The organism is Mesorhizobium sp. B2-2-3 (genome assembly GCF_006442405.1).
Classification (GTDB): domain Bacteria; phylum Pseudomonadota; class Alphaproteobacteria; order Rhizobiales; family Rhizobiaceae; genus Mesorhizobium.
This window is the reverse complement of the sequence record NZ_VFWC01000003.1, coordinates 117398-143460: the sequence shown is the minus strand read 5'-3', so window position 1 is coordinate 143460 and position 26063 is coordinate 117398. Positions and strand designations below refer to the sequence as shown.

The window sequence follows — 26063 nt, the reverse complement described above, 5'->3', positions numbered from 1 at the left end:
AGGCTGGAGTGAAGTCGCTTCCATATCATTGCGATGCCGGTCCGCCATGGGCCGACATCAACTATGGCCGCCGGACCACCGGCATCGGACAGGGACTGGTTTGATGAGAAGATTTGCACTTGCCATTGCGGTGGGCAGCCTCGCTGTCTCGGCTTCGATCTCGCCCGTTTTCGCCGCCACCGCACCTTGCGAGGACACACTGAAGGCTCTTCGCGCGGCGGAGGCTACGGTTAAGCTCGGCGCCTCCGACAAGGCGAAGGTCTCGGAACTGGAGAGCCAGGGCATCGAACGCTGCAATGCCGACGATGATAAGCGCGCCGACGACTTCTTCGCCCAGGCCATGAAGGTCATAGGCAAGTAAGTCCGCGAATCACAAACCGCAGGACATCCGCCATGCTCACTTCCAACGCGCAAAAGCCCGCCGGATCGACCCACACAGGGTCCCGGACGTCACCGCCGATTTCTGGCTGATCAAGCTGATGGCGGTGACCATGGGCGAGACGGCGGCTGACTATCTCGCCGTCAACCTTGGCCTTGGGCTGACCGCCACGTCGTTGATCATGACCGGCGTCCTAGTCGTTGCCCTTGCCCTCCAGTTCGCCCAGAAACGCTACGTGCCCTGGGCTTACTGGCTGGCGGTGGTGCTGATCAGCGTCGTCGGCACGCTGATATCAGACAATCTGGTCGACAATTTCGGCGTGCGTCTCGAAACGACCACGATCGCCTTCACCGTCATGCTCGCCGCCACATTCGCTGTTTGGTATGCAAGCGAGCGGACGCTGTCGATCCACACCATCTTCACCACCCGGCGCGAGATCTTCTACTGGCTGGCGATCCTGTTCACCTTCTCGCTCGGCACCGCCGCCGGCGATCTCGTCGCCGAGAGCTTCGACATGGGCTACCTGACGACCGGCCTGCTGTTCGGCGGCGTAATCGCGGTCATCGCCGGTGCCTATTACCTGCTTCATCTGGACGGCATTCTCGCCTTCTGGCTCGCCTATATCCTGACGCGGCCACTTGGCGCCTCCTTCGGCGATCTGCTGTCGCAGCCAGTCGAATATGGCGGCCTCGGTTTCGGCACCACCTTCACCAGCCTGATCTTCCTCGGCTGCATCATTGCCCTGGTTCTCTACATGACGCTGAAGAAGACCGCAGACGATGCCGACGAGATCTTGCTGGAATCGGACTGACGCCGGACAAGCGCAGCCGAGCTTACCGGCCACGTGCCATCCTAGGAACGGACCCACGCCGGTGCTAGCCTGTTCCCAACATCGGCAATCAACCGGAACAGCGATGCGACTTCTTCTTGTCGAGGATGACCACAGGACGGCTGACTACATCGTCAGGGGCCTGACCGAGGCCGGCCATGTCTGCGACCTATTGCGCAACGGGCACGACGCGCTCTTCGCCGCGACCAGCGGCGGCTATGACGTGATCGTGGCCGACCGGATGATCCCAGGCCTCGACGGCCTGTCGATGGTTAAGGCGGTCCGTGCGGCGGGCGTGCGCACGCCGGCGATCTTTCTCACGTCCGTCGGCGGCATCGACGACCGTGTCGAGGGCCTCGAGGCTGGCGGCGACGACTATCTGGTCAAGCCTTTCGCCTTTTCCGAATTGCTTGCCCGCATCAATGCGCTCGGCCGCAGGCCGGCCGCACTGGAGCAGAAGACCGTTCTGCGGGTAGCCGACCTCGAAATGGACCTGATCATGCGCCGCGTTGCCAGGCAGGGCCAGCCGATCGACCTGCAACCGCGTGAGTTCAGCCTGTTGGAAGTGCTGATGCGCGGCGAGGGCCGGGTGATCACCCGCACCATGCTCCTGGAGCGCGTCTGGGATTTCCATTTCGATCCCAGGACCAGCGTCGTCGAGACCCATATCAGCCGCTTGCGGGCCAAGATCGACAGGCCTTTCGAAACCCAGCTCATCCATACGGTCCGCAATACCGGCTACAGCCTGCACGCACCGCTTTCACCATGACCGCGACATGGTCCCGGCTGCCGCGCAGCACGCCGTTCCGGCTCGCCTTGACGTTCGCCTTCCTGTTCATGCTGGCTTTCGTGCTGTCCGGCGCCATCGTCTACCGGATGATGAGCGCCGATCTTGCGGGACGGCTCGACGAAACCATCAGGGAAACCTACTCGGTCGTCGCCGCAACGTATACCGAGAGCGACCTCGAGGACCTGATCGCCACGGTCGAGAGTCATTCGCAGCTCAGCTCCAAGAAGGAACAGCTCTTTTCGCTGACCGACGCGGCCGGCAACCGTCTGGCCGGCAACTTCACCGCGGCTGGAGTTCCCGACGGGTTCTCGATGCTCGACGCAAAAATGCCCGGTGTGCCGGCCGGTGCCCAATACCGTGCCTATTCCGGCTCGATTGGCGGCAACAATCTGACGATCGCCTTCAGCCTGTCCGAGACGGAGGAACTGGAAACTATCATACTGATGAGCTTCGGCTGGGCGACGCTGATCATCGCCGGGCTGGCGGTGGCCGGCGGCGCCTTGCTCGCCTCGCGCGTTCAGCGCCGGCTCGACGGCATTGCCGCCACTATGGTGGATGTCTCGCATGGCCGGCTGGATACCCGCATTCCACTGACCGGCAATGGCGACGACATCGACGTCGTGTCCAATCAGGTCAATGCGGCTCTTGATCGTCTGTCGGCGCTGGTCGAAGGCATGAAGCAGGTCAGCGCCGACATTGCGCACGATCTGAAGACGCCGCTCAATCGGCTGCAGATGATTCTGGAGGGCGCGGCCGACAAGGCGGCGCAGGATCAGGATGTCTCCGGCGACCTGGCCGACGCGCGCGCGGAGGGTCACCAGATCAACGAGACCTTTGACGCGCTGCTTAGAATTGCACAGATCGAGGCTGGCGCGCGCAAGGCGCGCTTTACCGATGTCGATCTCGGCGAGATTCTGCAAACCATCGCCGAGATCTACACCGAGGTGGCAGAGGACGACTGCAAGTCGCTGTCGTCGCAGCGGCTGGACGGGACGACGGACCGGATCCATGGCGATCGCGAGCTGCTGATGCAGATGTTCGCCAACCTGGTCGAGAATGCGCTGCGCCATTGCCCGCCCGGCACCGCGATCAAATTGTCGGCCGAACGCCGGGACGAGCATATCCTGGCCAGAGTCGCCGACAACGGTCCTGGCATCCCGGCGTACGAGCGTGAAAAAGTGTTCCAGCGGCTCTACCGGCTGGACCACAGCCGCTCGACGCCAGGCAGCGGCCTCGGCCTCAGCCTCGTTAGGGCCATCGCCGACCTGCACGGCGCATCGATCACGCTTGAGGACTGCCGGCCGGGTCTCGCCGTGATGGTGAGTTTCCCGCTGGCGTCGGGTTAGCCGGCGATAGACCTGGATCCTCTGTCCGTCATCCCGGTCTTACGGATCCGTAAGGCGCCGGCCAGCTGCCCGACAACTCGCCTCGCTAGGATCGACCGATCTTCTCTCGATCCGGGGGAAGCGGGGCGGCAACTGTAATCGTTCCGACCCCTCGATGCCGAACCACTTCGGCACCACAACAAGCGTTAGGAGAAAAGACCATGAGGAAATTCGTCATCGCCGCCGCGACAGTGCTGGCGGCCGCATCCTCGACGGCAGCCCTTGCAAGGACGGTTACCAGCACCATCGTCAATGTCGATGCAAAGGGCGACGCCATCACGCTGGCCGACGGCAAGACGCTGAACCTGCCGGAGGGCATAGAGGTCGAGACGCTGAAGCCCGGCAAGAAGGTGATCGTCACCTATTCGACGAAATCCGGCAAATCGCTGGTCTCGAACATCCAGCCTGCCAAGTAAAGGCGGCACGACCGGGCCGCCTGCGGCCCGGTTTTTCACCGGTGATCACCGATCGATCCGCGTCGACAGGATGATCGACGACGATGTCCGTTCGACGCCTTCGAGGGCGCCGATCTGGTCGAGCAGCGTGTCCAGGTCCTTGATCGACGGCGCGTCGGCGATGACGATCATGTCGAAATTGCCGCTCACCGAATGCAGCGTCCTGACCGGCGCCAGGGCGCGCAGGCTGCGCACCACCTTGTCGGCGAGCTTGGGCGTTACGGTGAGCAGCACATGCGCCCGCACCAGTCCCTGTTCATAATCGGGCGCAAGCTTGACGCCGTAGCCGGCTATGATGCCGCGCTGCTCCAGCCGTTCGATGCGGCTCTGCACCGTGGTGCGCGACACGCCGAGCCGGCGCGCCAGCGCGGCGGTCGAGGCGCGGGCGTTCTCGCGCAGCAGGGCAAGCAGGGCCTGGTCGGCATCACTCAGCATTTCAACGAACCTGGTCGGCATATTGATAGAAACTGTGCTTCATTTCGCATAATTCCACGCTTCCTTTCGTCCGGCAAGCCGCGATTGTAGCGGGACAAATCAACTGTCGGGCGAGGGAACCGGGTCATGAAGAAAATTGTTGTCGTCGGCGCCGGCAAGATCGGCTCGACCATTGCCGAGATGCTGTTTTCAACCAGGGACTATCATGTCACCCTCGTCGACCGCTCGGCCGCGCAGCTTGCCGCGGCTGAATTGCCTGACGGAGTAGAGACGCTCGAACTCGACATCGCGGCCGCGGGCACGCTGGAAGCTGCGCTCGCCGGAAAATTCGCGGTGCTCAGCGCCGCTCCCTTCCATCTGACCACGCGCATCGCCGAAGCTGCCGCAAGCGCCGACGTGCATTATCTCGATCTCACCGAGGACGTCGTCTCGACCCGGCGCGTGAAGGAACTGGCGCGTTCGGCCAACAGCGCCTTCATCCCGCAATGCGGGCTGGCGCCGGGCTTCATCTCGATCGTCGCCAACGATCTCGCCAGCCGTTTCGACACGCTGGAAAGCGTGCGCATGCGGGTCGGCGCGCTGCCGCAATATCCCTCGAACGCGCTGAACTACAATCTGACCTGGAGCACCGACGGCGTCATCAACGAATATTGCGAGCCCTGCGAGGCGATCGTCGAGGGCGAGCTGGTCGAGGTGCCGCCGCTGGAGGAGCGCGAGGAATTCTCGCTCGACGGGGTAACCTACGAGGCCTTCAACACCTCGGGCGGGCTCGGCACTTTGGCCGAGACGCTGAAGGGCAAGGTGCGCACGCTCAACTATCGCACCATCCGCTATCCCGGCCACGCCGCCATCATGAAGGCGCTGCTCAACGATCTCGGCCTGCGTCACCGCCGCGAGGTGTTGAAGGACATTTTCGAAAGCGCGCTGCCAGCGACGCTGCAGGACGTGGTCATCGTCTTCGTCACCGTCTCGGGGCGCAAGAACGGCCGCCTGCTGCAGGAGACCTACGCCAACAAGATCTATTCGAAGCGGGTCGGCCAGACGGTGCGCAGCGCCATCCAGATCACCACGGCATCCGGAATCTGCGCCGTGCTCGACATGCTGGCCGACGGTACCTTGCCGGCGACCGGCTTCGTCAAGCAGGAGGACATCGCGCTCGACGCCTTCCTCGCCAACCGCTTCGGCCGGGCCTACGCCCAGCACGAGATGGTCAGCCGGCTGGCGAGCTGAGGCCCAGCGGACGATCAAGGTCATCGGGACAACGGCCAGCTCCGTCTGGCCTATGGCCGCGCGAGGCTTTTGCCCGCAAAGTGGTTGCCAACACCCCTTTGCGAGGATGCCATGCGAAAGCTGATCTCCACCGGTTCGCCCTTCGAGAAGACCGCCGGCTATTCGCGCGCCGTGGTGCAGGGCGACTGGTGTTTCGTGTCCGGCACGACCGGCTATGACTATGCCTCGATGACGATGCCGGAAACAGTCGAGGCCCAGACGCGCAACTGCCTGGCAACCATCGCCAAAGCCTTGCGGGACGGCGGCTTCGATATGGAGGATGTGGTGCGCGCGCATTACTACATAACCGACCAGGCCTTCGTCGACGTGGTGTTCCCCATTCTCGGCGAGGCGTTCGGCGAGATCAGGCCGGCGGCGACGATGATCGTGTGCCAGCTCAACAGACCGGAGATGAAGATCGAAATCGAGGTGACGGCGCTTCGGCGCACAGACTGAGGAGGGCCAATGCCATGAAGGTGCGGCGCATCGTAGCCAATATCGAAACAAAGGACGCGGCATCGGCGAGGCGCTTCTACCATGACGTGCTCGGCCTCGATGTGCTCATGGATCAAGGCTGGATCGTCACCTACGGGTCCGAGGAAAGGATGCAGGTGCAGGTCAGCTTCATGGCGCAAGGCGGGTCGGGCACGCCGGTGCCGGACCTGTCGATCGAGGTCGACGATGTTGATGCCGCACTCGACGCCATGAAGGCAGCCGGCTTCGCCATCGAATACGGGCCGGCCGACGAGCCCTGGGGCGTGCGGCGCTTCTATGTGCGCGATCCTTTCGACCGGCTGGTCAACATTCTCTCGCATCGATGAAACATCTGCAAAGCGCCGAGGCGACTGCAGACCTGGAAATGTCGGCGGGAGCGCCCCCCTCTGGCCTGCCGGCCATCTCCCCCTCAAAGGGGGAGATTACGCACTTAGCCGCCTTCGGCAATTGTTCCTCCTTGCGTCGCAACCGCTTGGCGGTTAGCAAGGCCGCGGTCGCACAGCGCCGCGCGCCTCATTGGCGCGCGAAGGATGCTGTGCAAATCGAAACGCATTCTTTCTGGGACGGCTCTCCATGGCTTCGAAACATCTCTTCCTGCTTCCCGGCGACGGCATCGGCCCCGAGGCCATGGCCGAGGTCAAGAAGCTGATAGCGGCCATGAACGAGAAGCTCGGCAGCGGCTTCGCCACCGACGAGGGGCTGGTCGGCGGCTGCGCCTACGATGCACATGGTGCCGCGATTTCCGATGCCGACATGGAAAAGGCTGTTGCCGCCGACGCCGTGCTGTTCGGGGCCGTCGGCGGTCCGAAATGGGATGCCGTGCCTTACGAGGTTCGCCCCGAGGCCGGCCTGCTGCGCCTGCGCAAGGACATGGAGCTGTTTGCCAATCTCAGGCCCGCGATCTGCTATCCGGCGCTGGCGGCGTCCTCCTCGCTGAAGCAAGAGGTGGTCGAAGGCCTCGACATATTGATCGTGCGCGAACTGACCGGCGGCGTCTATTTCGGCGAGCCCAAGCAGATCATCGATCTCGGCAACGGCCAGAAGCGCGGCATCGACACCCAGGTCTACGACACATTCGAGATCGAGCGCATTTCGGGCGTCGCCTTCGAATTGGCGCGCACGCGCAAGAACCATGTCACCTCGATGGAAAAGCGCAACGTCATGAAGTCCGGCGTGTTGTGGAACGAGGTCGTCACCCAGACCCACAAGGCCCGATATTCCGACGTCAAGCTCGACCACATGCTGGCCGATGCCGGCGGCATGCAACTGGTGCGCTGGCCCAAGCAGTTCGACGTCATCGTCACCGATAACCTGTTCGGCGACATGCTGTCCGATATCGCCGCCATGCTGACCGGCTCGATCGGCATGCTGCCTTCCGCCTCGCTCGGCGCGCCTGATGCCAAGACCAAGAAGCGCAAGGCGCTTTACGAGCCGGTGCACGGTTCGGCGCCCGATATCGCCGGCAAGGGCATCGCCAACCCGATCGCCATGATCGCTTCCTTCGCCATGTGCCTGCGCTATTCCTTCGCCATGGTCGATGAAGCCGACAAGCTCGAAGCGGCAATCGCCGCCGTGCTCGACGACGGGCTGCGCACCAAGGACATCCTCTCCGCCGGCATGACCGAGGTCGGCACCGTCGAGATGAGCGACGCGATCATCGCCAAGTTCCTGGGCTGAGCCCATGATGATCGCCGTCCGCTGGGCGACGACCGGCGACGCGACGGCGCTCGCCACGATGCTGTGCGAAATGGCGGTGTACTACCGGCAGCCGCCGCTCGACCACGAGCGCGCCTTGTCGGCGGCACGCAAATGGCTGGATGAGGAAAGCCCGGCCTATCCGCATTTCGCGCTGGCCTTCATCGGGGCCGAGATCAGCGGCCTGGCGTCGGTAGCGATCGCGCATCCCGGCATCGACCTCGAGCGGCTATTGTTCCTCAAGGATCTGTTCGTGCGCGACAAGGCTCGCAACGCTGGGGTCGGCCGGGCGCTGGTCGGCTTTCTCGCCGACCATTGCCGGCGCCACGGCATCGGCCGCATCGACCTGACCACCGAGGACTGGAACGAAGGCGCGCTGCGCTTCTACGACCGGCTTGGCGCCGAACGCCACGGCCAGAAGATCTTTCTCAGGCTTTCGGGCGAGGCGCTGGGGGCGGTCAGACCCTGACGCCCGCCGGCACCGGTCCCCAAGGATTTTCGCCCAGCTGAGGCGGCATAAGCCCGAAGACTAGCACGGCGATGCCGCCAATGAGCGGGACGAAGCAAAGCAGGGCAAACCAGCCGCTCAGGCCGGCGTCATGCGCACGCCGTACGAGGAGCGCAATGCAAGGCAGGATCAATCCCGAAAAGAAAACCAGTAGGGGTATGAACCCTATGAACCCCATCGGCGTCCTGTCCGCGTTGGTTTCGAAGCCGTTGATCGCCAGTTCAACAAGTATCCCGAAGCCGAAAAGCGCGAGCACCCCGAGGGTGTAGAATAGCCAGAAGGCCCAGAATTCCTTGCGGCGGGAGCGTCCGGTGAAATTACCATAATCCGCGATCACCGCGCGCCAGAAATAAGCCCACAGCCCTGTGGAGTAGGCGGGACGGCTTCGGGCAGAACGGCTGGTCTGCCGTGGCTGACTGGTGGTTGACGACGATGCGGCCGAGGCCGTGGCGACAATGTTGTGCGCCGTGCCGTCGCCCGGCTGGAACTCGACAAGGGTACCCTTGCCGAGGGGCAGTTCCAGGCTGAAATCGATACGGGAAAAGATGTAGCGTTTGCCGTCGGTTCCGTTGATGTAACCGTAGTCCTGGCCTTCGTCATAGTGGAACACCGTCCCGCGCATGCTCTGCCCCATTTCACATTGCGTCGCGAGACGCTACTTAAAGTTGCACGTAATTGCAATACGCACGCAGGGCTACGTTCTGGCGCCCGCCGGCACCGGTCCCCACTGGTTCTCCCGGGCCTGGGTCGGGATGAGCGCGAAGACCAGGATGATCAGGCTGCCGATGGTGGGGATCAGGATCACCAGGAAAAGCCAGCCGGTCAGGCCGATATCGTGCAGACGACGCACGGTCATGCCGAGGCCAGGCAGAAAGGTCGCAAGTAGGAAAAGGCCGAACAGGCCAATCGTCACCGCCGGCATTTCAGCGTCGTCGAGATTGCCCATCGCGGCATCGGCGAAAATGCCGATGCCGGTCACTGCCAGCAGCGCGACGAACCAGAACAGGCAATAGGCCCAGTATTCCTTGCGGCGGGCGCGGCCGGTGAAGTTGAAATAATTCTCGGTGATGCCGCGCCAGAAATAACCCCACAGGCCGGGCTCGGCCGGCCCGGTGCTGGCGGCGCGGCCAAAATGCCGCGGCTGTGCGATTTGAGCAGCGGAAGAGACGGACGCACCGGTTCGCGCATGGGCGCCGGCGGCCACGCCGGTTGGAGGCGCGGATTGGGCGCCGGCCGGGAAGATGTCGCGCGCCTGGCCGCCGCCGGGCTGGAATTCAACGGCCGTGCCTCGGGCAATTGCGATTTCGCGGCGCAGATCCTCACGCGCGAAAGTATAGCGCTCACCATCCGCCCCGGTGATGAAGCCGAAGCCCTGGGTCTCGTCATAGTGAAGAACTTCGCCGCGCATGCCCCGATCCCCCGAACGCCCGACCAGACTGTTCAAAGTTCCGGCGGATCGCAAGGGGCAGCATGAAAATGCGACGGCTGGCGCGGCAGCCATCGTGACGGCATGGCCGGGAGACCTCAGCTCGGCCGCTTCTTCGCCTTCTTGGGTTTCGGCGGTCCGGCGTTGTCGAATTTCGGCTTGCCCGGCTTTTTCGCCCAGGGCTTCGCGTCAGATGCGGCGGGGCGCTGGTCGCCAGCCGGCGCGCGCTTCTCGAATTTGCGCTTCGGCGCGTTCGGGTCGAACGGCGCCTTGCCGCGATGCGGTTTCTTGTCCGGACCTGGCGGCTGGTAGCCGGCGCGCGACAGGTCCGGCATGCCGTCCAGCCGTTTCACCACGATGTTACCCTGCAATTTGCGGTCGGGACCAACGGCGGCGAGGAAACGGTCGGCCCAGTCGGCGGCGATCTGCACGAAGGTCTCTTCCGGCTGCATCTTGATGGCGCCGATCTCGCGCTTGGTGATGCTGCCGGTGCGGCACAGCATCGGAATCAGCCAGCGTGGCTCGGCATTCTGCCGGCGCCCGACCGACAGCGAAAACCAGACGCTGGCGCCGAAATCGTCGCGGCGGCTGGGCGCCTCGTCGCGGCGCGCGAAGTTTTCGCCCGCCGGTCTTTCACGCGACGGCGTGAACGGCGCGACGTCCATCAGATCCTCTGGCGCCGAGCGGCTCGAGCGGCACAGCCGCACGAAGGCGGCCGTCACCTGCTCGGCGCCGTGCTTGGCGAGAAGCGCGTCGATGAAGCCGCGTTCGTCGTCCTTCACCGGTTCATCGAAGGTGGGATCGGCAAGGATGCGCTCGTCATCGCGGCGGATCACGTCGTCGGCGGATGGCGGACTTGCCCATGTCGCGGTCAGCTTTGCGCTCGCCAGCAGGCGTTCGGTTCGCCTGCGGGCGCTGTTGGGCACGATCAGCGCGCTGACGCCCTTGCGACCCGCGCGTCCGGTGCGGCCGCTTCGGTGCAGCAGCGTTTCCGGGTTGGTCGGCAGGTCGGCATGGATGACCAGCTCCAGATTGGGCAGGTCGATGCCGCGCGCCGCGACGTCGGTGGCGATGCAGACCTTGGCGCGGCCATCGCGCATCGCCTGCAGCGCGTGGCTGCGTTCGTTCTGGCTGAGCTCGCCCGAGAGCGCGACGACTGAAAAATTGCGGTTGTTGAAGCGTGCGGTGAGATGGTTGACGGCGGCACGGGTGTTGCAGAACACCAGCGCGTTTTTCGCCTCGTAGAAACGCAGCACATTGATGATGGCGTTCTCGCGATCGGCCTGGGCGACGCTGAGCGCCCGGTATTCGATGTCGAGATGCTGCTTCTCCTCGCCGGCGGCCGAGATGCGCACGGCGTCACGTTGATAGCCCTGGGCGAGGGTTGCGATGGAGCGCGGCACGGTGGCCGAAAACATCAGCGTGCGGCGCTCGGCGGGGGCGGCGTCGAGGATGAATTCCAGGTCCTCGCGAAAACCGAGATCGAGCATCTCGTCGGCTTCGTCCAGCACCACCGCCTTCAGCGCCGACATGTCGAGCGAGTTCCGCGTGATGTGGTCGCGCAGCCGACCGGGGGTGCCGACGACGATATGGGCGCCGCGCTCCAGCGCGCGCCGTTCGGTGCGCATGTCCATGCCGCCGACGCAGGAGGCGACCGTGGCGCCGGTCAGCTCGTAGAGCCATTCCAGTTCGCGCGTCACCTGCAGCGCCAGCTCGCGCGTCGGCGCCACCGCCAGCGCCAGCGGGGCCGCGGCATGGGCAAAGCGGTCGGCGCCGCCGAGGAGCGTCGGCGCCATGGCAAGGCCGAAGGCCACCGTCTTGCCGGAGCCGGTCTGCGCCGACACCAGCGCGTCGGCCTGGCCAAGTTCCAGGACCGCCTTCTGCACCGGCGTCAGTTCGGCATAGCCGCGTTTTTCCAGCGCCTTTGCCAGCGCAGGAACAAGTGCTTCGAAGTTGGACATCTCACTCTTTCGGAATTCAGGGCTTGCGCTCATCATGGAGCACATACAGGGCTGGCGCAGCGCCAGCCAGACGATCTCGCCCGTTCGTACTTGCTGGCGCCGCTCTTGTACAGGGCAGGCGGCACCGCCTTCCCTTCTCCCGCAAGGAGGGAAGGAAGAAACACCACTGATTGACTCCTGCCGCAAACCGCGTAAAAGCCCGCTTCGAACGGGATCGTTTTTCGATGCGCGGCCTTTTGATGGCTCTTCTTGCATTCGATGCCCCCAGCCGCAATGAGCATCATTGCGCCGGGCGTTTCGGCGCGTCCCCCCGTTCCAGCAAAGTAACGGCCAAAACCACCACCAAAACGGTGTGATTCCCTTGGCCTGACCACCCTCTCCCGGGTTCGGCCCGGGGGACGGAACCCGCACCTGGCCGGCGGGTTTTCTCCAACAACCAAGCGGAGAGGGATAGGAGATCTTTATGAGTTTCAAGGTTGCGGTAGTTGGCGCCACGGGCAATGTGGGCCGCGAAATGCTCAACATACTGGAAGAGCGCGGTTTTCCGGTCAGCGAAGTGGTGGCGCTTGCCTCGCGCCGCAGCCAGGGCACGGAAGTGTCGTTCGGCGACCGCACGCTGAAGGTCCGCGCACTCGACGCCTACGACTTTTCCGACACCGACATCTGCATCATGTCGGCCGGCGGCAATGTCTCGAAGGAATGGTCACCCAAGATCGGCAAGCAGGGCTGCGTCGTCATCGACAATTCCTCGGCCTTCCGCTACGACGCCGACGTGCCGCTGATCGTCCCGGAAGTGAACCCGGATGCGATCTCGCTGTTCACCCGCAAGAACATCATCGCCAACCCGAACTGCTCGACGGCGCAGCTCGTCGTGGCGCTGAAGCCGCTGCATGACGCGGCCACCATCAAGCGCATCGTCGTGGCCACCTACCAGTCGGTGTCGGGCGCCGGCAAGGAAGGCATGGACGAGCTGTTCACGCAGACCCGCGCCGTGTTCGTCGCCGACCAGGTCGACGTCAAGAAGTTCACCAAGCGCATCGCCTTCAACGTGATCCCCCATATCGACGTTTTCCTCGATGACGGCTTCACCAAGGAAGAGTGGAAGATGGTCGCCGAGACCAAGAAGATGCTCGATCCCAAGATCAAGCTGACGGCGACCTGCGTGCGCGTGCCGGTGTTCATCGGCCATTCGGAAGCGGTCAACATCGAGTTCGAGAACCCGATCACCGCCGACGAGGCGCGCGACATCCTGCGCGAGGCGCCGGGCTGCCAGGTCTTGGACAAGCGCGAGGACGGCGGCTACATCACGCCGCTGGAATCGGCCGGCGAGGACGCCACCTTCATCTCGCGCATCCGCGAGGATTCGACCATCGACAACGGCCTGTCGATGTGGATCGTTTCCGACAATCTGCGCAAGGGCGCCGCCCTCAACGCAGTGCAGATCGCCGAACTGCTGGTCGAGCGCGGCCTGATCCAGCCGAAGAAGAAGGCAGCCTGACGGCTGTTTGGCTTTCGCTCGCGGGCCGCACCGCCGCTGCCGCGGCTGGCCCTCCGCGAGGGCGCCGGACGACCGGCGGCCCGCAGTCGCGGGCTCGGCCTTCGGCCGTTAGCTCACCTTCCCCCCGTCCTTATATGGGGAGAAGGTGCCGGCAGGCGGATGAGGGGGGCGCCGGCCTATGTCCGATTTTCCGCCGCCAGTTCCCGCAGCAACCTCATCGCTTCCTCGGCCCGGTCGACCGGCACGAACAGATGGTCATGATAGAAGGCGGAGACGGGATTGACGCCCATGCCGGCGGCGGCGAGGCGTGCGGTGATGGCGGCGAGGAAGCCGACGGCTTCCAGCGACGAATGGATGTTCAGCGTTATCATGCGGCAGCGGAAAACGGCTTCCAGCCCGGCTGCCTGCGCCTCGTCTTCGAGCAGGATCAATGTCGTGCCTTCGCGTTCGCGAAACAGCATGACCGCTTCGAGTCCTTCCGGAACCGATACACCCGCCGGTAGCGTGGCGAAGACATGGATGCCGGCAATCAATTGCGGCGTCATCGACGCCAGCAATGTCTTCAGATCTGTCTCTCCGGCCATATTGCCTGCTCTTGGTCTGAGGGGCCACGCCCGCCGGCTCTTCATATACGCGACCGAAGCGCGCCGATAGCCACGCCGGCGCGCTGCACGGACAACCCGGCGAGAGAACTGCGCTGCGGCGTGAGAACATCAACGATTTCAAATGCTTGCCGGAGATCGGCATGGCCTTGGCAGGCGCGGCGAAGCACCGGCCTTCAATGTCTAGGGATCAAATCGGCCGCCTGGGAGTTAGGAACATGGCGGCGAGGACGGCGATCCCCGTGAGAGAGGAACGACAATGAAGAAAATCATGACCATTCTGGTGCTGACGGCAGCGCTTGGCGCCTGTTCGCAGACGGAAAAAGGCGCGGCCGTCGGCGGCCTGGGCGGAGCAGCGGTCGGCGCGGCGGTGGCGGGCGATCCCGTCCAGGGCGCCGTGGTCGGCGGCGCGGTCGGTGCCGTAGCCGGCGCGCTGATCGGGCGGGCCAGCGAACCGGGCCGCTGCCGTTATCGCGACAGCCGCGGCCATGTCTATGTCGATCGTTGCCCGAGCGGCTATTGAGCGGCAGCATCCGCACAATGAATTCGAAATAGAAAACGGCGGGCTAAGGGCCCGCCGTTTCGAAAAAGACGATCGGTGATCGATTACTCGGCCGTGGCGGGCTCCGCCTCGGCCGGCGCGGCCGCAGCCGCCGCGACGGCGGCAGCGGCGTCGTCCTGCGCCTTCTTCAGAAGCGCGGCGCGCTCCTGTGCCTTCTTGCCGGGCTCGGCCTTTTTCGGATTGGAACGGGCGTCGCGCTTGGCGAGGCCGGCCTCATCGAGGAAGCGCAGCACGCGGTCGGTCGGCTGGGCGCCGTGCGACAGCCAGTGCTTGACGCGCTCGGCGTCAACCTTGACGCGCTCGCCGTCCTTCGGCAGCAGCGGGTTCCACGAGCCGAGCGACTCGATGAAACGGCCGTCGCGCGGCGAGCGCGCGTCGGCGACGACGACGTGGTAGTAGGGACGCTTCTTCGAGCCCGCGCGGGCCAATCTGATCTTCAGTGCCATTTCTTATCTCCTAAAAGCTCTGATTTCGTTGGTAGGGTTGCGGCTAAATCTTTGTCTTCAGCCGGTTTTCGTCACGCCGTTGGCAGCGGCGATCTGTTCGTGGTGGCGGATCACTTCGCGGACGACGAAATTGAGGAATTTCTCCGCGAAATCCGGGTCGAGATGCGCATCGTCCGCGAGCTGGCGAAGACGGGCGATCTGCTGCTGCTCGCGCGCCGGGTCAGCCGGCGGCAAGCCATGCTCGGCCTTGAGCAGGCCGACCGCCTTGGTGCAGCGGAAGCGCTCGGCCAGCATGTGGATGAGGGCGGCATCGATGTTGTCGATCGAAGCACGGTAGCCGGCCAGGATGGTGCGGGCGTCCGCCATGTCCTTTTCCTCGTTCATCGCGTCCTCACTTCTTCTTGCCGAGGCCAGGCAGGCCACCGCCGCCGAGACCGGGAAGCCCGGGAAGCTTCATGCCGCCGGGCAAGCCGGGCAGGCCACCGCCGCCGGGAAGGCCGCTGGGCAGGCCCTTCATGCCGGCGGCCTGCGCCTGCTTCTGCAAGGCTTCGAGCTGCTTGGGATCCATCTTGGAGAGGTCAGGCATGCCGCCCATGCCACCGGGCATCATGCCGCCGAGACCCATCTTGGAGGCGAGCCCGCCCATCATGCCGCGCATCAGGCCGCCGCCTTTGCCCTTGCCGCCCATCGCCTTCATCATGTCGGCCATGCCGCGATGCATCTTCAAGAGCTTGTTGATCTCGGCCGCGTCGGTGCCGGAGCCGGCGGCGATGCGCTTCTTGCGCGAGTGCTTGAGAATGTCGGGGTTGGCGCGCTCGGCCTTGGTCATCGAGGAGATGATGGCGAGCTGGCGGCCGAACATCTTGTCGTCGAGACCGGCGGCGGCCATCTGGTCCTTCATCTTGCCCATGCCGGGCATCATGCCCATGATGCCGCCCATGCCGCCCATTTTCGACATCTGCTGAAGCTGCTGGGCGAGGTCGTTCAGGTCGAACTTGCCCGACTGCATCTTTTTGGCCATCGCCGCCGCCTGCTCGGCGTCGATGTTCTCGGCGGCTTTTTCGACAAGCGAAACGATGTCGCCCATGCCGAGAATGCGGTCGGCGATACGCTTGGGGTGAAATTCCTCCAGCCCGTCCATCTTCTCGCCGGTGCCGATCAGCTTGATCGGCTTGCCGGTGACGGCGCGCATCGAGAGCGCGGCGCCGCCACGGCCGTCGCCGTCCATGCGGGTCAGCACCAGCCCGGTGATGCCGACGCGCTCGTCGAAGCTCTTGGCAAGGTTGACGGCGTCCTGGCCGGTCAAGGAGTCGGCGACCAGCAGGATCTCGTGCGGGCCCGACACCTTCTTGATGTCGGCCATCTCGACCATCAGCGGCTCGTCGATATGGGTGCGGCCGGCAGTGTCGAGGATGACCACGTCGTGACCGCCGAGCCTGGCCGCCTGCACGGCGCGCTTGGCGATATCGACCGGGTTCTGGCCGACGACGACAGGCAGCGTCGCCACCTTGACCTGCTCGCCGAGCTGGCGCAACTGCTCCTGCGCGGCGGGGCGCCGCGTGTCGAGCGAGGCCATCAGGACCTTCTTGTTCTGACGCTCGGTGAGCCGCTTGGCGATCTTGGCCGAGGTCGTCGTCTTGCCGGAACCCTGCAGGCCGACCATCATGACGACGACGGGCGCCGGTGCGTTGAGGTCGACGGCGACGCCTTCGGCGCCGAGCATGTCGACCAGCTCGTCATGCACGATCTTGACGACCATCTGGCCGGGCTTGATCGACTTCAGCACCGCCGCGCCGACCGCCTTCTCGCGCACCTTGTCGGTGAAGGAGCGCACCACTTCCAGCGCCACGTCGGCCTCGAGCAGCGCACGGCGCACCTCGCGGAGCGCCGCCGAGACATCCGCCTCCGACAGCGCGCCGCGGCCTGTCAGGCCGTTCAGGATGGAGCCAAGGCGCTCCTGAAGTGATTCAAACATTCTGTTTCCTTTTCCCTGGCAACCGGATGGTGCCCGAGAGGTAATGCGTTCGCGCCAAGTGTCCAAGTCTCGTGGCAAGCAAAAGCCAAAACCAAAAAGCACCCGGGGGCGCACAGCGCTGCCGGGTGTTGGCCTCCAGGATCTGTTTACAGCACTTGGCCTCAAAGAGGCTTCGGCGTCCTGGTCGGCTTGCTCGGAGGGATACTCGTCGCGGAATTCGGGGCTGTAGACAGGAAAACGGCCGCGGAGTCAAGACAAGGACCGTTCCGCCGGTCTCCCCGCGCAGCAATCAGGTCGCCTTCGTTCCGTCTGCAGGTTCGGCCGAGGCGCTCAGCGGCGAGCGCGGATGCAAAAGCAGCAGGGCCGTCAGCAGGCTGCAGGCGATGCCGATCATGGCGATGAGGACCGCGTCCGACGTCGCCCAGCCCGGCCCTTCGAGTGGTCTGGCGGTAAACAAGGCGAAGGAATTGTAGCTCTCCTGATGCGAGATCAGCAGGAAGCCGGTCAGATTGTTGCCGAGATGGGCGCCGAGGGCCGCGCCGAGATTGCCGGTGGCATAGACGACAAGCGTCAGAAGCAGTGCAAAAGCGGCGATCGAGACCAGCACGCAGGCATTGATGGCGGCCGAGGCGCTCGCGCTCCAGTGCAGCGAGGTGAACAGCAGGCCCGGCAGCAGTGCCCAGACGAACGGGCTCCTGAACCGGTAGGCAAGACCGCGCAGCAGGTAGCCTCGGAACAGCACCTCTTCCGATGATGTCTGCAGAAAAGTGAGCGCGAGGATCGGGATCAGGAACAGCAGCCAGGACGACAGGGCGATGGAGCCGCGCGCGATCTCGGGCTGCATCAGGTAGAGCAGGACCTCGGACACGAGCGAAGTGACCAACACCGCGACCAGTCCCTTGACGAAACCCGAGCGCGAAATGCGACGGCTGTTGCCGAGGAGCGCCGACAGCTTCTCGCCATGCACCCAGCGCATGGCGATCCACAAGCCGATCCAGATGCCGGCGAAAGACGCGAGCGCGGTGAGAATGCCGATTGGCGACGCAAGGAAACCCTGCATGCCGCCGGCGGGCGCAGCCGCGCCTTGCGCTGTCCGCCAGGCGAAAAAGGCATAGGTGCCGCCCAGCAGCACGACCCCCGTCGACGCGGCCCAGAACAGGACGACGATCCCGGTCCCGAGAAGCAGGCGCGGCAGGGTCGTCTTTTCGTTGGCTGTGTTTCGATAGTGCTCGAAGGCGGCAGGGTCCGATATCACGCTCTCTCGCAAGCTGGTGCTTCGCGTCGCATGATCTATGGGATCGGGCGGTTCTGCGCAATCATTCCTGTTCGATACGCCCCGCCAGCCTCCGGCGCATTCGCGCCGCCCTCGCCTGCCTGCCGGCAGGCGAGGGCATGCTCCGATGATTAACCCCGTGTCCTATCCGCCTCAACGCACCACATACACGATGCGCCGCGTCTGCGGGTCGATCAGCGCCGGCTGGCCGTTCACATAGACGTAGCGGTAATCGTAATCGGGGATCTCGCGCAGTTCGACACTCTCGGGCAAAACGGCCCCGGTGACCACCTCGCCCTCAAGATAGACAGGGTCGACGCGATGCGTGTCGACATAGGTCCTGACTTCGGCGGGAGGCTGCGGGATGGCGTCCTCGACCGGCTCGCCGGCGATGATCGAGCCGGTGTAATCGGTGGAATAGCCCTCGGGCGGCGACACGACGGCGACGCTGGAGCCGAGCGGACGTCGCGTCAACACGACCCGGTTGCCGCCGAAATCAGCCGTCACATAGTCCGAATAAACCCAGCCCTGGCCACCGGCTTCGGCGATGGTGCACCATTTGCTGTTTTCGATGCAGCCATTGAGCGTCGCCGACTGGCCGGCGGCGAGCACGCCGATGACAGGATATTGCGGGCCCGGGCCAGCGCGGACGTTGAGATCGGTGATCGCGGAGACGGGGGTGTCGGCCATGGCGGCGCCCGAGAAGAGCGCGAGCATTCCGGCGACCGCGGGAAACAATACGGATTTCATGGTTTCTCTCCGTTTCATGGTCCCTCGGCAGCGAAAACGGGAGAGCGGCGCATGCGTTCCAGCTAAAATGTTGAAGCCAACTCACGATTTGTTCCCGTTTCTTGCGGCAGGCCGGTCAGAAGGTCGTGAACGAAGGCCAGTTTGCGCGCCGCGACATCCGAGATGACGAAAGGGTAGAGGTCGGGCAGACCCATGCAGCGATTGATGGAATTGGAGGCTTCCGACAGCACCAGCCAGCGCGACAGGATCTTCTCGAACGGTTCGGGAGGAGGCGTCGGTTCGGACGGCGCCGCCTGCAATACGCCCCCGGTGTCGCCCTGCGGCAATTCGTTGGCTTCCACCGTCTCCAGACGGCCGAGCGGGAAGTTCAGCGCATGGACCATTTCCAGCGTGTCGGTGATGTGCAAATGGTGGGCCCAGCTTTCGGCCCAATCCTCCCAGGGATGGGAGGTGGCATAGGGCGAGATGTGGCGTTGCTGCCAGTCGGGTGGGGCACCATTGGCATAGTGGTTCTTCAATGCCTGCTCGTAGCCGGTGCGCTCGTCGCCGAACAGCGCGCGGAAGGCGTCAAGCCTTTGCGGATCGTCGCGGATCAGCCGGTCCCAGTAGTAGTGGCCGAGTTCGTGGCGGAAATGGCCGAGCAAGGTGCGATAATTCTCGCCCATTTCAACGCGCCGCCTTTCGCGCTCGGCGGAGTCGGCTTCGGCGACGTTGAGGGTGATCAGGCCATTGTCGTGGCCGGTCAGGATGCGCTCGCCGCCCGGGCCGCCGCCGATCGGATCGGCAAGGAAGTCGAAGGCAAGGCCGGCCTCGTCGGCGGGGTTCCGCTTGGGCGTCACCGGCAGTCCGAAAGCCAGCAGCGAATAGACCGCGCGCTTCTTCGCCGCCTCGACGCGTATCCAGCGGCGGCGGTTGCCGTCGACGGAGAGGTCCGGGATCAGCTGGTTGAGCGCGCAGGCGCGGCAGAAGGGCTGTCCCGGCTCGGCCATCCAGTTGCAGGCGCATTCGTCGGCGTTGGCGCATGGGGAGCCGCCGTCGGCACCGGACAGGGCAAAGCAGGCGCGCTGCGGATCATAGAGCACGGCACTGGAGCAGTTCAGGCACCGGGCGTTCTCGAAATAGAGACGATGGCCGCAATGAGGACAGTCGAAGAGTTTCATCTCGGTCTCGGACCAGGGAACAGGGGAAGGCGCGTCGTGCAAAACGCCGGCCGACAGACGTCGTTCCCGACTGTGACGTCATTGAGCAACATGGCGCAAGGATCGTCAGGCCATGGGTGGTTCTTGCCACAATATTTGCTTGATCGTAGGCAAATTCCCTTCCATTGGCCAGCTTGCGCGCGCGACAGTGACAAGTGCGCGTTTCACTGGCAAATTCCGGCCGGGACGTGATTCAGGCAACCAGGAGAGAACAACATGGCATTTCTTGCCAAAGGTAAGATGTTTGCAGCGGCCACTGTGGTGGCGATGCTTGCGCTGGCGACGGGCGCACAGGCGGCGGCCAGCTGTGGCAAGACCGGAGCCGGCTTCGATGCCTGGAAGCAGGACTTCGCAGCGGAGGCCAGGGCCGAGGGCGTGGGTTCGAGAGGACTGGCCGCCCTGGCCGGCGCGACCTACGCGACCAGGACCATTTCCGCGGACCGCGCCATCCACAAGGCTTTCAGCGGCTCGGTGGAAGCCTTCATGAAGCGCCGCGGCGGGGCGGCGATCATTTCCAGGGGCCGGGCGCTGAAGAAATCGAATGCGGCGCTGTTCGACAAGATCGAACGGACCTACGGCGTCTCGCCGGGCGTGCTGCTTGCCATCTGGGGCATGGAGACGGGCTTCGGCGCCTCCATGGGCAACCAGAACACGGTGTCCGCCATTTTGACGCTTGCCTATGACTGCCGCCGTCCGGATTACTTTCAGCCGCATGCCATTGCGGCGCTGAAGCTGGTCGATCGCGGAACGTTGACCGCCTCGTCGGTCGGGGCCATGCATGGCGAGATCGGCCACACGCAGTTCCTGCCCGGAAATGTCCTGAAATATGGGGTGGGCAGCGGAAACCTGCGCGACAAGAGCACCGCGCTGGCATCCACGGCCAACTTCCTCAAGGCGCACGGTTGGCAGGCCGGCGCGAGTGCTCAGTCGAATATGGGTGCAATTGCCGGCTGGAACTCGGCGAGTGTCTATCAACAGGCCATCGCCCGTATCGCCACGGCGATCGATGGCGAGTGATCGTTAGGGCAGTTCACCGTTTCACGGAAACGGCGAACCGCTCATGTCTTTGTTTTTGCGCAATTCCCAAGGGAAAGCGCTGCGCGCTTTTCTCGGGAAAACCGTACACACTTTCCTGGAATTGCTTTTCAGCAGAAAGCCCGGCCGCGTTGCCGGGTTTCGTGTTCGCTGACCGGTAGAGCGGTCAGTCCCGGCGGTTGCGCGCCGCCAAGGTCCGCAGCCTCAGCGCATTGAGGCGGATGAAGCCGGCGGCGTCCTTCTGGTCGTAGGCGCCGCGGTCGTCCTCGAAGGTCACCAGCGCGTCGGAATAGAGCGTCTTCTTCGACTTGCGGCCGGTAACGATGACATTGCCCTTGTAGAGCTTCAGACGCACCGTACCTTCGACATCCTCCTGGCTCTTGTCGATCATCGTCTGCAGCATCAGCCGCTCGGGCGCGAACCAGAAGCCGTTGTAGATGAGTTCGGCGTAGCGCGGCATGAACTCGTCCTTGAGGTGGGCAGCTCCCCTGTCGAGCGTGATCGATTCGATGGCTCGGTGGGCAGCGATAAGGATGGTGCCGCCGGGGGTCTCGTAGACGCCGCGCGACTTCATGCCGACGAAGCGGTTCTCGACGAGGTCGAGCCGGCCGATGCCGTTGTCGCGGCCGAGATCGTTGAGGGCGGCGAGCATGGTTGCCGGCGACAGCTTCTTGCCGTCGAGCGCGACCGGATCGCCCTTCAGGAACTCGATCTCGATCTCGGTGACCTTGTCCGGCGCGTCCATGGGCGAGACGGTGCGCTGATGGACGAATTCCGGCGGCTCGCTCCACGGGTCCTCAAGCACCTTGCCCTCGGAAGAGGAATGCAGGAGATTGGCGTCGACCGAGAACGGCGCGTCACCCTTCTTGTCCTTCGGCACCGGAATCTGGTGCTGCTCGGCGAAGTTGATGAGGTCGGTGCGCGACTTGAACGACCAGTCGCGCCAGGGCGCGATGACCTTGATATCGGGATTGAGCGCATAGGCCGAAAGCTCGAAGCGCACCTGGTCATTGCCCTTGCCGGTGGCGCCGTGGGCGATCGCGTCGGCGCCGGTCTCCTTTGCGATCTCGACGAGGTGTTTCGAGATCAGCGGCCGGGCGATCGAGGTGCCGAGCAGATAGGTCCCTTCGTAGACGGCGTTGGCGCGGAACATCGGGAAGACGAAGTCGGCAACGAATTCCTCGCGCACGTCGACGATGCGGATGTCCTTGATGCCCATCATCTCGGCCTTGCGGCGCGCCGGCTCCAATTCGCCGCCCTGGCCGAGGTCGGCGGTGAAGGTGACGACCTCGGCGCCGAGCTCGGTCTGCAGCCATTTCAGGATGATTGATGTGTCGAGGCCGCCGGAATAGGCGAGCACGACCTTCTTGACGTCTTTTGTTTTCGACATTTGCTGTTTCCGCGACAAGAGTTCTCGGCCGGCGAGGTATCACGCCGTTTCCGGTCACCGCAAGGGATGAACGGGGCAAGGCGCGGAGAAACAGGCATACGGGACAGCTGGATCATCCTTTCCGTCGCACAGCCGCTGGCAACGGCAGGCCCCGTTCATTATAGCTGCGTATCGAAAGTCAACGGGCCTACCATGTCCTTCATTCCCGACACCGCAACGCTGATCCAGTTCGCCATCGCCACGGTCATCCTGGCGATCACGCCGGGGCCGGACATGACGCTGTTCGTCTCGCGCACGCTGAGCCAGGGCCGCGCCGCAGGCTTCGCCTCGATGGCGGGGGCGCTGTGCGGCACGCTGATCCACACCACGCTGGTGGTGGTCGGCGTCTCGGCGCTGATCGTCGCCTCGCCGATGGCCTTCTTCGTGCTGAAGATCTTCGGCGCCGGCTATCTCGTCTTCCTGGCCTGGCAGGCGATCACCAAGGGTTCGGCCTTCTCGCCGGAGAAGAAGACGGGCCCGCAAATCTCGCTGTTCCGGAGCTGGATGGTGGGGCTGGGCGTCAACCTGCTCAACCCGAAGATCATCCTGTTCTTCATGACCTTCCTGCCGCAATTCGTCTCCGCGCATGATCCGCACGCGCCGGGAAAGCTGTTCTTCCTCGGCGCCATGTTCGTGGTGCTCTCGACCCCGGTGACGACCCCGATGGTGCTGGCGGCGGAGAAATTCTCGGCGGCGATGAAGGCCAGCCCGCGCGTGACGCGGGTGGTCGACTATCTCTTCGCCGGCGTGTTTTCCGCGTTCGCGCTCAAAATCCTGACTGCCCAGGCGAAGTAGGATTTTGCTGTTCGCTGCTGATCTCTTCCGAACCGGAGGTCAGCAAAGCTCCCTGCTTACGCGGGCGCTCGGTTCGAGGTCAGGGTTCGGCTTTCCACCAGCTTCCGGCCCAGCGCCCGGCGCTGAGCCAATAGAAAATGCCCCCGACCATGCCGCCGCCGATGACGGCGGCCATGGCGCGCGGCTCGGTGATGGCGAATGGCGTATCGCCCATCTGGTCGGCGAAGCCGAGGAAGACGGCGGCGACGATCGCACCGGCCAGCGCATAGAACAGCCAATCGCGCCGGCCGAGGATCTCGGCGATCAGAATCGCGAGGGCCGCCGGCATGAAGGCGAAATAGGCGGCAAACAGCGCGACGAAGGGGATCGAGAAATAGAGCGAGGCGGTCGCCGCCGGCTCCGCATGCGCCGGCGTGTAGCCGAGCGAGGCCAGGAACAGGACATTAAGGAACGCGCTCGCCGCCAGCGCGGCGACGGCATAGCCGAACAGGATGACGGCAAGGCGCACGATATAGGCGACGAGGCGGGTCATTGCGGATCCCGGCGCATGGGATGGCCGGACTTGCGCCCGGCCAGAAACCAGTAGACCGAACCGGCGGCAATGCCGGCGGTGGCCAGGAAGCCGAGAAAGCCCGGGTTGAAAACAAACCCTCCGGCCGAGCCCGGGACAAGAACCCCGAATGCGATGGACGTGATCGCGCCCGTGGCCGCGAAGTAGAACCACCCCCGAAGCGACAAGCGTTCGGCCATGAAGATCGCGGGGCCGACGATCAACAACGCGCAGACCGCCACTGTCACTACCGCGAGCGGGAAGGAAACCAGCCAGTCGAACGCGAAAACGATGGACCAGTTGCCATATTCGAGCCCTTCCAGAAGAGCGATCAGCAGCACAGGCACCAGGATCGAGGTCAGCACGGCGGCGATATAGCCGACTGCTATGATGACGAAGCGCTTGAGCCCGGCGACGAGACGCCTCACGCCTCGCCGTGCCCCGCGATCATCATGGCTTCCAGCGCCAGCCGGTCGACTTTGCGCATGCGTTCCGATTCCGATTTGAGCTGGCCGCAGGCGGCGAGGATGTCGCGGCCGCGCGGCGTGCGGATCGGCGAGGCATAGCCGGCATTGTTTATGTAGTCGGCGAATTTCTCGATCGTCTCCCAGTCCGAGCACTGGTAGTTGGTGCCGGGCCAGGGGTTGAACGGGATCAGGTTGATCTTGGCCGGAATGCCCCTGAGCAGCTTGACCAGCGCCTTGGCATCGTCGAGGGAATCGTTGACGTCCTTCAGCATCACATATTCGAAGGTGATGCGCCTGGCGTTCGACAGGCCGGGATAGGCGCGGCAGGCGGCGATCAGCTCCTTGAGCGGATATTTCTTGTTGATCGGCACCAGAAGGTCGCGCAGATCGTCATTGGTGGCGTGCAGCGAGATGGCGAGCATGACCCCGATCTCCTCGCCGGTGCGGAAAATCTCCGGCACCACGCCGGAGGTCGACAGGGTAATGCGGCGCTTGGAGAGCGAAAGACCGTCGCCGTCGGAAGCGATCAGCAGCGCTTTCTTGACCGCCTCGAAATTGTAGAGCGGCTCGCCCATACCCATCATGACGATGTTGGACACTTTGCGGCCCTCGGCCGGCACGATGGCGCCGTCGGGCGTGTCGCGGTCGGGGAAATCGCCGAGCCGGTCGCGCGCGGTGAGCAACTGGGCGAGGATTTCCTCGGCAGTCAGGTTGCGCACCAGCTTCTGCGTGCCGGTGTGGCAGAAGGAGCAGGTCAGCGTGCAGCCGACCTGCGAGGAGATGCAGAGCGTGCCGCGGCCTTCCTCGGGGATGTAGACAGTCTCGATCTCGACCGGGCGGCCGGCGCCGCGCGGCGGGAAGCGGAACAGCCATTTGCGCGTGCCGTCGGCGGAGACCTGCTCCTCGACGATCTCGGGCCGCGCCACGGTGAAATGCTTGTCGAGTTCGGCGCGAAGATCCTTGGAAATGTTGAACATGCCGGCGAAATCGGAGACGCCGCGCACATACATCCAGTGCCAGAGTTGCTGTGCACGCATTTTTGCCTGGCGCTCCGGCACGATGCCGGACGCGACGAGCGCCTCGCCCAGTTCGGCGCGCGTCAGGCCGATCAGCGACGGCTTTTCCGGCTGTATCGCGCGGGCGCGCAACGCGTCGCGGGCGCCTTCGGCGGTGAGGTCGAATGAAAGGGTCATGGTTGCACTGATATAAGCGGTTTGCTGCCGATTTCATCCATCGGCCGGATATGAAGCGCGGCCCATAGCACAGCTTGGCGGCGGAGTCATGCGATGGCGAGGCGATCCGTGTGCCGACCGATTGACAGATGCGCCGGCCGGTCAGACCTGCGGTCCGTGCTTTTCGCCCGAAAACGGATCACTTGATCGTGTTGAAGTAACGGTTCTCACCGCGCGTTCGAACCCTGAATGGGCAACCATGCCCCGACAAATGGGAGTATGCACGATGAACTCTATCAAGCTCGCCGTCATTGCCGGCTTCGTCGGCCTTTCCGCCTCGCAGGCATTTGCCGAAGACGCGATGGGCACAATGACCATGATGAAGGCAGGGCAAGTCACGGCAATCATGTCGGACGGGCATATGGGCACCATGACGCCGGACGCGAAAATGAGTGCCGAGATGATGAAGATGGCAAAGCCGATCAAGCACTGCATGATGATGATGACCGACGCCAAGGGCAAAGCCTTCATGATCGACACGTCGACCAAGAAGGCTCAGGCGGAATGCGAAAAAATGGCCATGTGAGGCCTGCCGTCGATCGATATTCCCGCCGGCTCGAAGGTCGGCGGAAGCCCATCCGAGCCTTGTTCCCGCAGACCACTCAGCACACGCAGGTCGAGAT

30 protein-coding genes are annotated in these 26063 nt (G+C 64.2%); 15 read left to right on the top strand and 15 right to left on the bottom strand.

Translation table 11 applies throughout. The features are described from left to right. Positions 1-103: 103 nt before the first annotated feature. The 5 genes from FJ951_RS06650 (at position 104) to FJ951_RS06630 (ending at position 3799) form a co-directional block, all read left to right on the top strand. Positions 104-361, top strand: coding sequence for a hypothetical protein (locus FJ951_RS06650; protein WP_140514048.1), 258 nt, complete (start codon positions 104-106; stop codon positions 359-361). A 118-nt stretch (positions 362-479) separates the two neighbouring features. Continuing rightward, positions 480-1190, top strand: a complete 711-nt coding sequence (locus tag FJ951_RS06645) for a hypothetical protein (protein ID WP_246671688.1) — start codon at positions 480-482, stop codon at positions 1188-1190. A 103-nt stretch (positions 1191-1293) separates the two neighbouring features. Next, on the top strand, positions 1294-1977 hold the full coding sequence (locus FJ951_RS06640) for a winged helix-turn-helix domain-containing protein (protein WP_140492109.1): 684 nt from the start codon (positions 1294-1296) through the stop codon (positions 1975-1977). Then, on the top strand, positions 1974-3344 hold the full coding sequence (locus tag FJ951_RS06635) for a HAMP domain-containing sensor histidine kinase (RefSeq protein ID WP_140492112.1): 1371 nt from the start codon (positions 1974-1976) through the stop codon (positions 3342-3344). Before FJ951_RS06640 ends, FJ951_RS06635 begins: the two co-directional genes overlap by 4 nt. Positions 3345-3544: 200 nt before the next feature. Then, positions 3545-3799 carry a DUF1344 domain-containing protein gene (locus tag FJ951_RS06630; protein ID WP_140492115.1) on the top strand — a complete coding sequence of 85 codons (255 nt, stop codon included), beginning with the start codon at positions 3545-3547 and terminating at the stop codon, positions 3797-3799. Between the two features lie 45 nt (positions 3800-3844). On the opposite strand, the gene FJ951_RS06625 is transcribed toward FJ951_RS06630, so the two are convergent. Further along, positions 3845-4273: an Lrp/AsnC family transcriptional regulator gene (locus FJ951_RS06625; protein WP_140492118.1), complete on the bottom strand. Its 429-nt coding sequence runs from the start codon at positions 4271-4273 to the stop codon at positions 3845-3847. 126 nt (positions 4274-4399) lie between these two features. Between FJ951_RS06625 and FJ951_RS06620 the strand changes: the two genes are divergently transcribed. The 5 genes from FJ951_RS06620 to FJ951_RS06600 all read left to right on the top strand — a co-directional run bounded on the left by FJ951_RS06620 (position 4400) and on the right by FJ951_RS06600 (position 8201). After that, positions 4400-5503, top strand: coding sequence for a saccharopine dehydrogenase family protein (locus FJ951_RS06620; protein WP_140514046.1), 1104 nt, complete (start codon positions 4400-4402; stop codon positions 5501-5503). A gap of 111 nt (positions 5504-5614) precedes the next feature. Then, on the top strand, positions 5615-5998 hold the full coding sequence (locus FJ951_RS06615; protein WP_140514045.1) for a RidA family protein: 384 nt from the start codon (positions 5615-5617) through the stop codon (positions 5996-5998). A gap of 14 nt (positions 5999-6012) precedes the next feature. Next, the gene (locus tag FJ951_RS06610) at positions 6013-6363 is read left to right on the top strand and encodes a VOC family protein (RefSeq protein WP_140514044.1); all 351 of its coding nucleotides are present in this window, start codon (positions 6013-6015) and stop codon (positions 6361-6363) included. A 247-nt stretch (positions 6364-6610) separates the two neighbouring features. After that, the gene (gene leuB, locus FJ951_RS06605) at positions 6611-7714 is read left to right on the top strand and encodes a 3-isopropylmalate dehydrogenase (RefSeq protein ID WP_140514043.1); all 1104 of its coding nucleotides are present in this window, start codon (positions 6611-6613) and stop codon (positions 7712-7714) included. A 4-nt stretch (positions 7715-7718) separates the two neighbouring features. Further along, positions 7719-8201: a GNAT family N-acetyltransferase gene (locus tag FJ951_RS06600; RefSeq protein WP_140514042.1), complete on the top strand. Its 483-nt coding sequence runs from the start codon at positions 7719-7721 to the stop codon at positions 8199-8201. On the opposite strand, the gene FJ951_RS06595 is transcribed toward FJ951_RS06600, so the two are convergent. The 3 genes from FJ951_RS06595 to FJ951_RS06585 all read right to left on the bottom strand — a co-directional run bounded on the left by FJ951_RS06595 (position 8191) and on the right by FJ951_RS06585 (position 11627). Further along, positions 8191-8862 carry a DUF805 domain-containing protein gene (locus FJ951_RS06595; protein WP_140514041.1) on the bottom strand — a complete coding sequence of 224 codons (672 nt, stop codon included), beginning with the start codon at positions 8860-8862 and terminating at the stop codon, positions 8191-8193. The genes FJ951_RS06600 and FJ951_RS06595 overlap by 11 nt on opposite strands. A 72-nt stretch (positions 8863-8934) precedes the next feature. Continuing rightward, a complete protein-coding gene (locus tag FJ951_RS06590) occupies positions 8935-9648 on the bottom strand; it encodes a DUF805 domain-containing protein (RefSeq protein ID WP_140492138.1) in 714 nt (237 codons plus the stop codon). Positions 9649-9764: 116 nt separating this feature from the next. Beyond that, entirely contained in the window at positions 9765-11627 is a 1863-nt protein-coding gene (locus FJ951_RS06585; RefSeq protein WP_140514040.1) for a DEAD/DEAH box helicase, read from the bottom strand. 463 nt (positions 11628-12090) lie between these two features. Here FJ951_RS06585 and FJ951_RS06575 point away from each other — a divergent pair, with 463 nt between their 5' ends. Continuing rightward, positions 12091-13125 (top strand): aspartate-semialdehyde dehydrogenase, encoded by a 1035-nt coding sequence (locus tag FJ951_RS06575; RefSeq protein ID WP_140514038.1) that lies wholly within the window; start codon positions 12091-12093, stop codon positions 13123-13125. Between the two features lie 176 nt (positions 13126-13301). Here the strand turns inward: FJ951_RS06575 and FJ951_RS06570 are convergent, their stop codons facing one another. Next, positions 13302-13709, bottom strand: a complete 408-nt coding sequence (locus tag FJ951_RS06570; protein WP_140514037.1) for an ACT domain-containing protein — start codon at positions 13707-13709, stop codon at positions 13302-13304. A 277-nt stretch (positions 13710-13986) separates the two neighbouring features. Here FJ951_RS06570 and FJ951_RS06565 point away from each other — a divergent pair, with 277 nt between their 5' ends. Continuing rightward, positions 13987-14250 carry a glycine zipper domain-containing protein gene (locus tag FJ951_RS06565; protein ID WP_140492153.1) on the top strand — a complete coding sequence of 88 codons (264 nt, stop codon included), beginning with the start codon at positions 13987-13989 and terminating at the stop codon, positions 14248-14250. An 83-nt stretch (positions 14251-14333) separates the two neighbouring features. Here the strand turns inward: FJ951_RS06565 and rpsP are convergent, their stop codons facing one another. The 6 genes from rpsP to FJ951_RS06535 form a co-directional block, all read right to left on the bottom strand. Then, the gene (gene rpsP / locus FJ951_RS06560) at positions 14334-14735 is read right to left on the bottom strand and encodes a 30S ribosomal protein S16 (protein WP_140492156.1); all 402 of its coding nucleotides are present in this window, start codon (positions 14733-14735) and stop codon (positions 14334-14336) included. 57 nt (positions 14736-14792) lie between these two features. Beyond that, the gene (locus FJ951_RS06555) at positions 14793-15119 is read right to left on the bottom strand and encodes a chorismate mutase (RefSeq protein WP_140492160.1); all 327 of its coding nucleotides are present in this window, start codon (positions 15117-15119) and stop codon (positions 14793-14795) included. Positions 15120-15126: 7 nt separating this feature from the next. Next, positions 15127-16710, bottom strand: coding sequence for a signal recognition particle protein (ffh, locus tag FJ951_RS06550; RefSeq protein ID WP_140514036.1), 1584 nt, complete (start codon positions 16708-16710; stop codon positions 15127-15129). Between the two features lie 289 nt (positions 16711-16999). Beyond that, a complete protein-coding gene (locus tag FJ951_RS06545) occupies positions 17000-17965 on the bottom strand; it encodes a type II CAAX endopeptidase family protein (protein ID WP_140514035.1) in 966 nt (321 codons plus the stop codon). 171 nt (positions 17966-18136) lie between these two features. Beyond that, the gene (locus tag FJ951_RS06540) at positions 18137-18733 is read right to left on the bottom strand and encodes a DUF1236 domain-containing protein (RefSeq protein ID WP_140492169.1); all 597 of its coding nucleotides are present in this window, start codon (positions 18731-18733) and stop codon (positions 18137-18139) included. A 62-nt stretch (positions 18734-18795) separates the two neighbouring features. Next, positions 18796-19893 (bottom strand): putative zinc-binding metallopeptidase, encoded by a 1098-nt coding sequence (locus FJ951_RS06535; RefSeq protein WP_140514034.1) that lies wholly within the window; start codon positions 19891-19893, stop codon positions 18796-18798. 255 nt (positions 19894-20148) lie between these two features. Between FJ951_RS06535 and FJ951_RS06530 the strand changes: the two genes are divergently transcribed. Next, positions 20149-20949: a lytic transglycosylase domain-containing protein gene (locus FJ951_RS06530; protein WP_140514033.1), complete on the top strand. Its 801-nt coding sequence runs from the start codon at positions 20149-20151 to the stop codon at positions 20947-20949. A gap of 184 nt (positions 20950-21133) precedes the next feature. On the opposite strand, the gene FJ951_RS06525 is transcribed toward FJ951_RS06530, so the two are convergent. Next, the gene (locus FJ951_RS06525) at positions 21134-22357 is read right to left on the bottom strand and encodes an argininosuccinate synthase (protein WP_140492178.1); all 1224 of its coding nucleotides are present in this window, start codon (positions 22355-22357) and stop codon (positions 21134-21136) included. A gap of 192 nt (positions 22358-22549) precedes the next feature. Between FJ951_RS06525 and FJ951_RS06520 the strand changes: the two genes are divergently transcribed. After that, the gene (locus tag FJ951_RS06520; RefSeq protein ID WP_140492181.1) at positions 22550-23191 is read left to right on the top strand and encodes a LysE family translocator; all 642 of its coding nucleotides are present in this window, start codon (positions 22550-22552) and stop codon (positions 23189-23191) included. Between the two features lie 79 nt (positions 23192-23270). On the opposite strand, the gene FJ951_RS06515 is transcribed toward FJ951_RS06520, so the two are convergent. From FJ951_RS06515 to rlmN, 3 genes are read right to left on the bottom strand one after another with little or no spacing between them, the layout of a single operon-like run. Continuing rightward, a complete protein-coding gene (locus FJ951_RS06515; RefSeq protein WP_140514032.1) occupies positions 23271-23723 on the bottom strand; it encodes a hypothetical protein in 453 nt (150 codons plus the stop codon). Next, entirely contained in the window at positions 23720-24169 is a 450-nt protein-coding gene (locus FJ951_RS06510; RefSeq protein WP_140514031.1) for a hypothetical protein, read from the bottom strand. The genes FJ951_RS06515 and FJ951_RS06510 overlap by 4 nt, the downstream gene beginning before the upstream one ends. Beyond that, on the bottom strand, positions 24166-25401 hold the full coding sequence (gene rlmN / locus FJ951_RS06505; protein ID WP_140492190.1) for a 23S rRNA (adenine(2503)-C(2))-methyltransferase RlmN: 1236 nt from the start codon (positions 25399-25401) through the stop codon (positions 24166-24168). The genes FJ951_RS06510 and rlmN overlap by 4 nt, the downstream gene beginning before the upstream one ends. Before the next feature lie 265 nt (positions 25402-25666). On the opposite strand from rlmN, the gene FJ951_RS06500 reads away from it, so the two are divergent. Continuing rightward, the gene (locus FJ951_RS06500) at positions 25667-25966 is read left to right on the top strand and encodes a hypothetical protein (protein ID WP_140514030.1); all 300 of its coding nucleotides are present in this window, start codon (positions 25667-25669) and stop codon (positions 25964-25966) included. Positions 25967-26063 lie beyond the last annotated feature (97 nt).

What these genes read in the sequence shown, in the direction of transcription:
- FJ951_RS06555 (WP_140492160.1), bottom strand. Translation starts at nt 15,119, where the DNA reads ATGAACGAGGAAAAGGACATGGCGGACGCCCGCACCATCCTGGCCGGC.
- FJ951_RS06630 (WP_140492115.1), top strand. Translation starts at nt 3,545, where the DNA reads ATGAGGAAATTCGTCATCGCCGCCGCGACAGTGCTGGCGGCCGCATCC.
- FJ951_RS06600 (WP_140514042.1), top strand. Translation starts at nt 7,719, where the DNA reads ATGATGATCGCCGTCCGCTGGGCGACGACCGGCGACGCGACGGCGCTC.
- FJ951_RS06625 (WP_140492118.1), bottom strand. Translation starts at nt 4,273, where the DNA reads ATGCTGAGTGATGCCGACCAGGCCCTGCTTGCCCTGCTGCGCGAGAAC.
- FJ951_RS06535 (WP_140514034.1), bottom strand. Translation starts at nt 19,893, where the DNA reads ATGAAACTCTTCGACTGTCCTCATTGCGGCCATCGTCTCTATTTCGAG.
- leuB (WP_140514043.1), top strand. Translation starts at nt 6,611, where the DNA reads ATGGCTTCGAAACATCTCTTCCTGCTTCCCGGCGACGGCATCGGCCCC.
- ffh (WP_140514036.1), bottom strand. Translation starts at nt 16,710, where the DNA reads ATGTTTGAATCACTTCAGGAGCGCCTTGGCTCCATCCTGAACGGCCTG.
- FJ951_RS06585 (WP_140514040.1), bottom strand. Translation starts at nt 11,627, where the DNA reads ATGTCCAACTTCGAAGCACTTGTTCCTGCGCTGGCAAAGGCGCTGGAA.
- FJ951_RS06645 (WP_246671688.1), top strand. Translation starts at nt 480, where the DNA reads ATGGCGGTGACCATGGGCGAGACGGCGGCTGACTATCTCGCCGTCAAC.
- FJ951_RS06635 (WP_140492112.1), top strand. Translation starts at nt 1,974, where the DNA reads ATGACCGCGACATGGTCCCGGCTGCCGCGCAGCACGCCGTTCCGGCTC.
- FJ951_RS06520 (WP_140492181.1), top strand. Translation starts at nt 22,550, where the DNA reads ATGTCCTTCATTCCCGACACCGCAACGCTGATCCAGTTCGCCATCGCC.
- FJ951_RS06565 (WP_140492153.1), top strand. Translation starts at nt 13,987, where the DNA reads ATGAAGAAAATCATGACCATTCTGGTGCTGACGGCAGCGCTTGGCGCC.
- FJ951_RS06595 (WP_140514041.1), bottom strand. Translation starts at nt 8,862, where the DNA reads ATGCGCGGGACGGTGTTCCACTATGACGAAGGCCAGGACTACGGTTAC.
- FJ951_RS06500 (WP_140514030.1), top strand. Translation starts at nt 25,667, where the DNA reads ATGAACTCTATCAAGCTCGCCGTCATTGCCGGCTTCGTCGGCCTTTCC.
- FJ951_RS06615 (WP_140514045.1), top strand. Translation starts at nt 5,615, where the DNA reads ATGCGAAAGCTGATCTCCACCGGTTCGCCCTTCGAGAAGACCGCCGGC.
- FJ951_RS06530 (WP_140514033.1), top strand. Translation starts at nt 20,149, where the DNA reads ATGGCATTTCTTGCCAAAGGTAAGATGTTTGCAGCGGCCACTGTGGTG.
- rlmN (WP_140492190.1), bottom strand. Translation starts at nt 25,401, where the DNA reads ATGACCCTTTCATTCGACCTCACCGCCGAAGGCGCCCGCGACGCGTTG.
- FJ951_RS06640 (WP_140492109.1), top strand. Translation starts at nt 1,294, where the DNA reads ATGCGACTTCTTCTTGTCGAGGATGACCACAGGACGGCTGACTACATC.
- rpsP (WP_140492156.1), bottom strand. Translation starts at nt 14,735, where the DNA reads ATGGCACTGAAGATCAGATTGGCCCGCGCGGGCTCGAAGAAGCGTCCC.
- FJ951_RS06540 (WP_140492169.1), bottom strand. Translation starts at nt 18,733, where the DNA reads ATGAAATCCGTATTGTTTCCCGCGGTCGCCGGAATGCTCGCGCTCTTC.
- FJ951_RS06575 (WP_140514038.1), top strand. Translation starts at nt 12,091, where the DNA reads ATGAGTTTCAAGGTTGCGGTAGTTGGCGCCACGGGCAATGTGGGCCGC.
- FJ951_RS06570 (WP_140514037.1), bottom strand. Translation starts at nt 13,709, where the DNA reads ATGGCCGGAGAGACAGATCTGAAGACATTGCTGGCGTCGATGACGCCG.
- FJ951_RS06525 (WP_140492178.1), bottom strand. Translation starts at nt 22,357, where the DNA reads ATGTCGAAAACAAAAGACGTCAAGAAGGTCGTGCTCGCCTATTCCGGC.
- FJ951_RS06650 (WP_140514048.1), top strand. Translation starts at nt 104, where the DNA reads ATGAGAAGATTTGCACTTGCCATTGCGGTGGGCAGCCTCGCTGTCTCG.
- FJ951_RS06620 (WP_140514046.1), top strand. Translation starts at nt 4,400, where the DNA reads ATGAAGAAAATTGTTGTCGTCGGCGCCGGCAAGATCGGCTCGACCATT.
- FJ951_RS06590 (WP_140492138.1), bottom strand. Translation starts at nt 9,648, where the DNA reads ATGCGCGGCGAAGTTCTTCACTATGACGAGACCCAGGGCTTCGGCTTC.
- FJ951_RS06515 (WP_140514032.1), bottom strand. Translation starts at nt 23,723, where the DNA reads ATGACCCGCCTCGTCGCCTATATCGTGCGCCTTGCCGTCATCCTGTTC.
- FJ951_RS06610 (WP_140514044.1), top strand. Translation starts at nt 6,013, where the DNA reads ATGAAGGTGCGGCGCATCGTAGCCAATATCGAAACAAAGGACGCGGCA.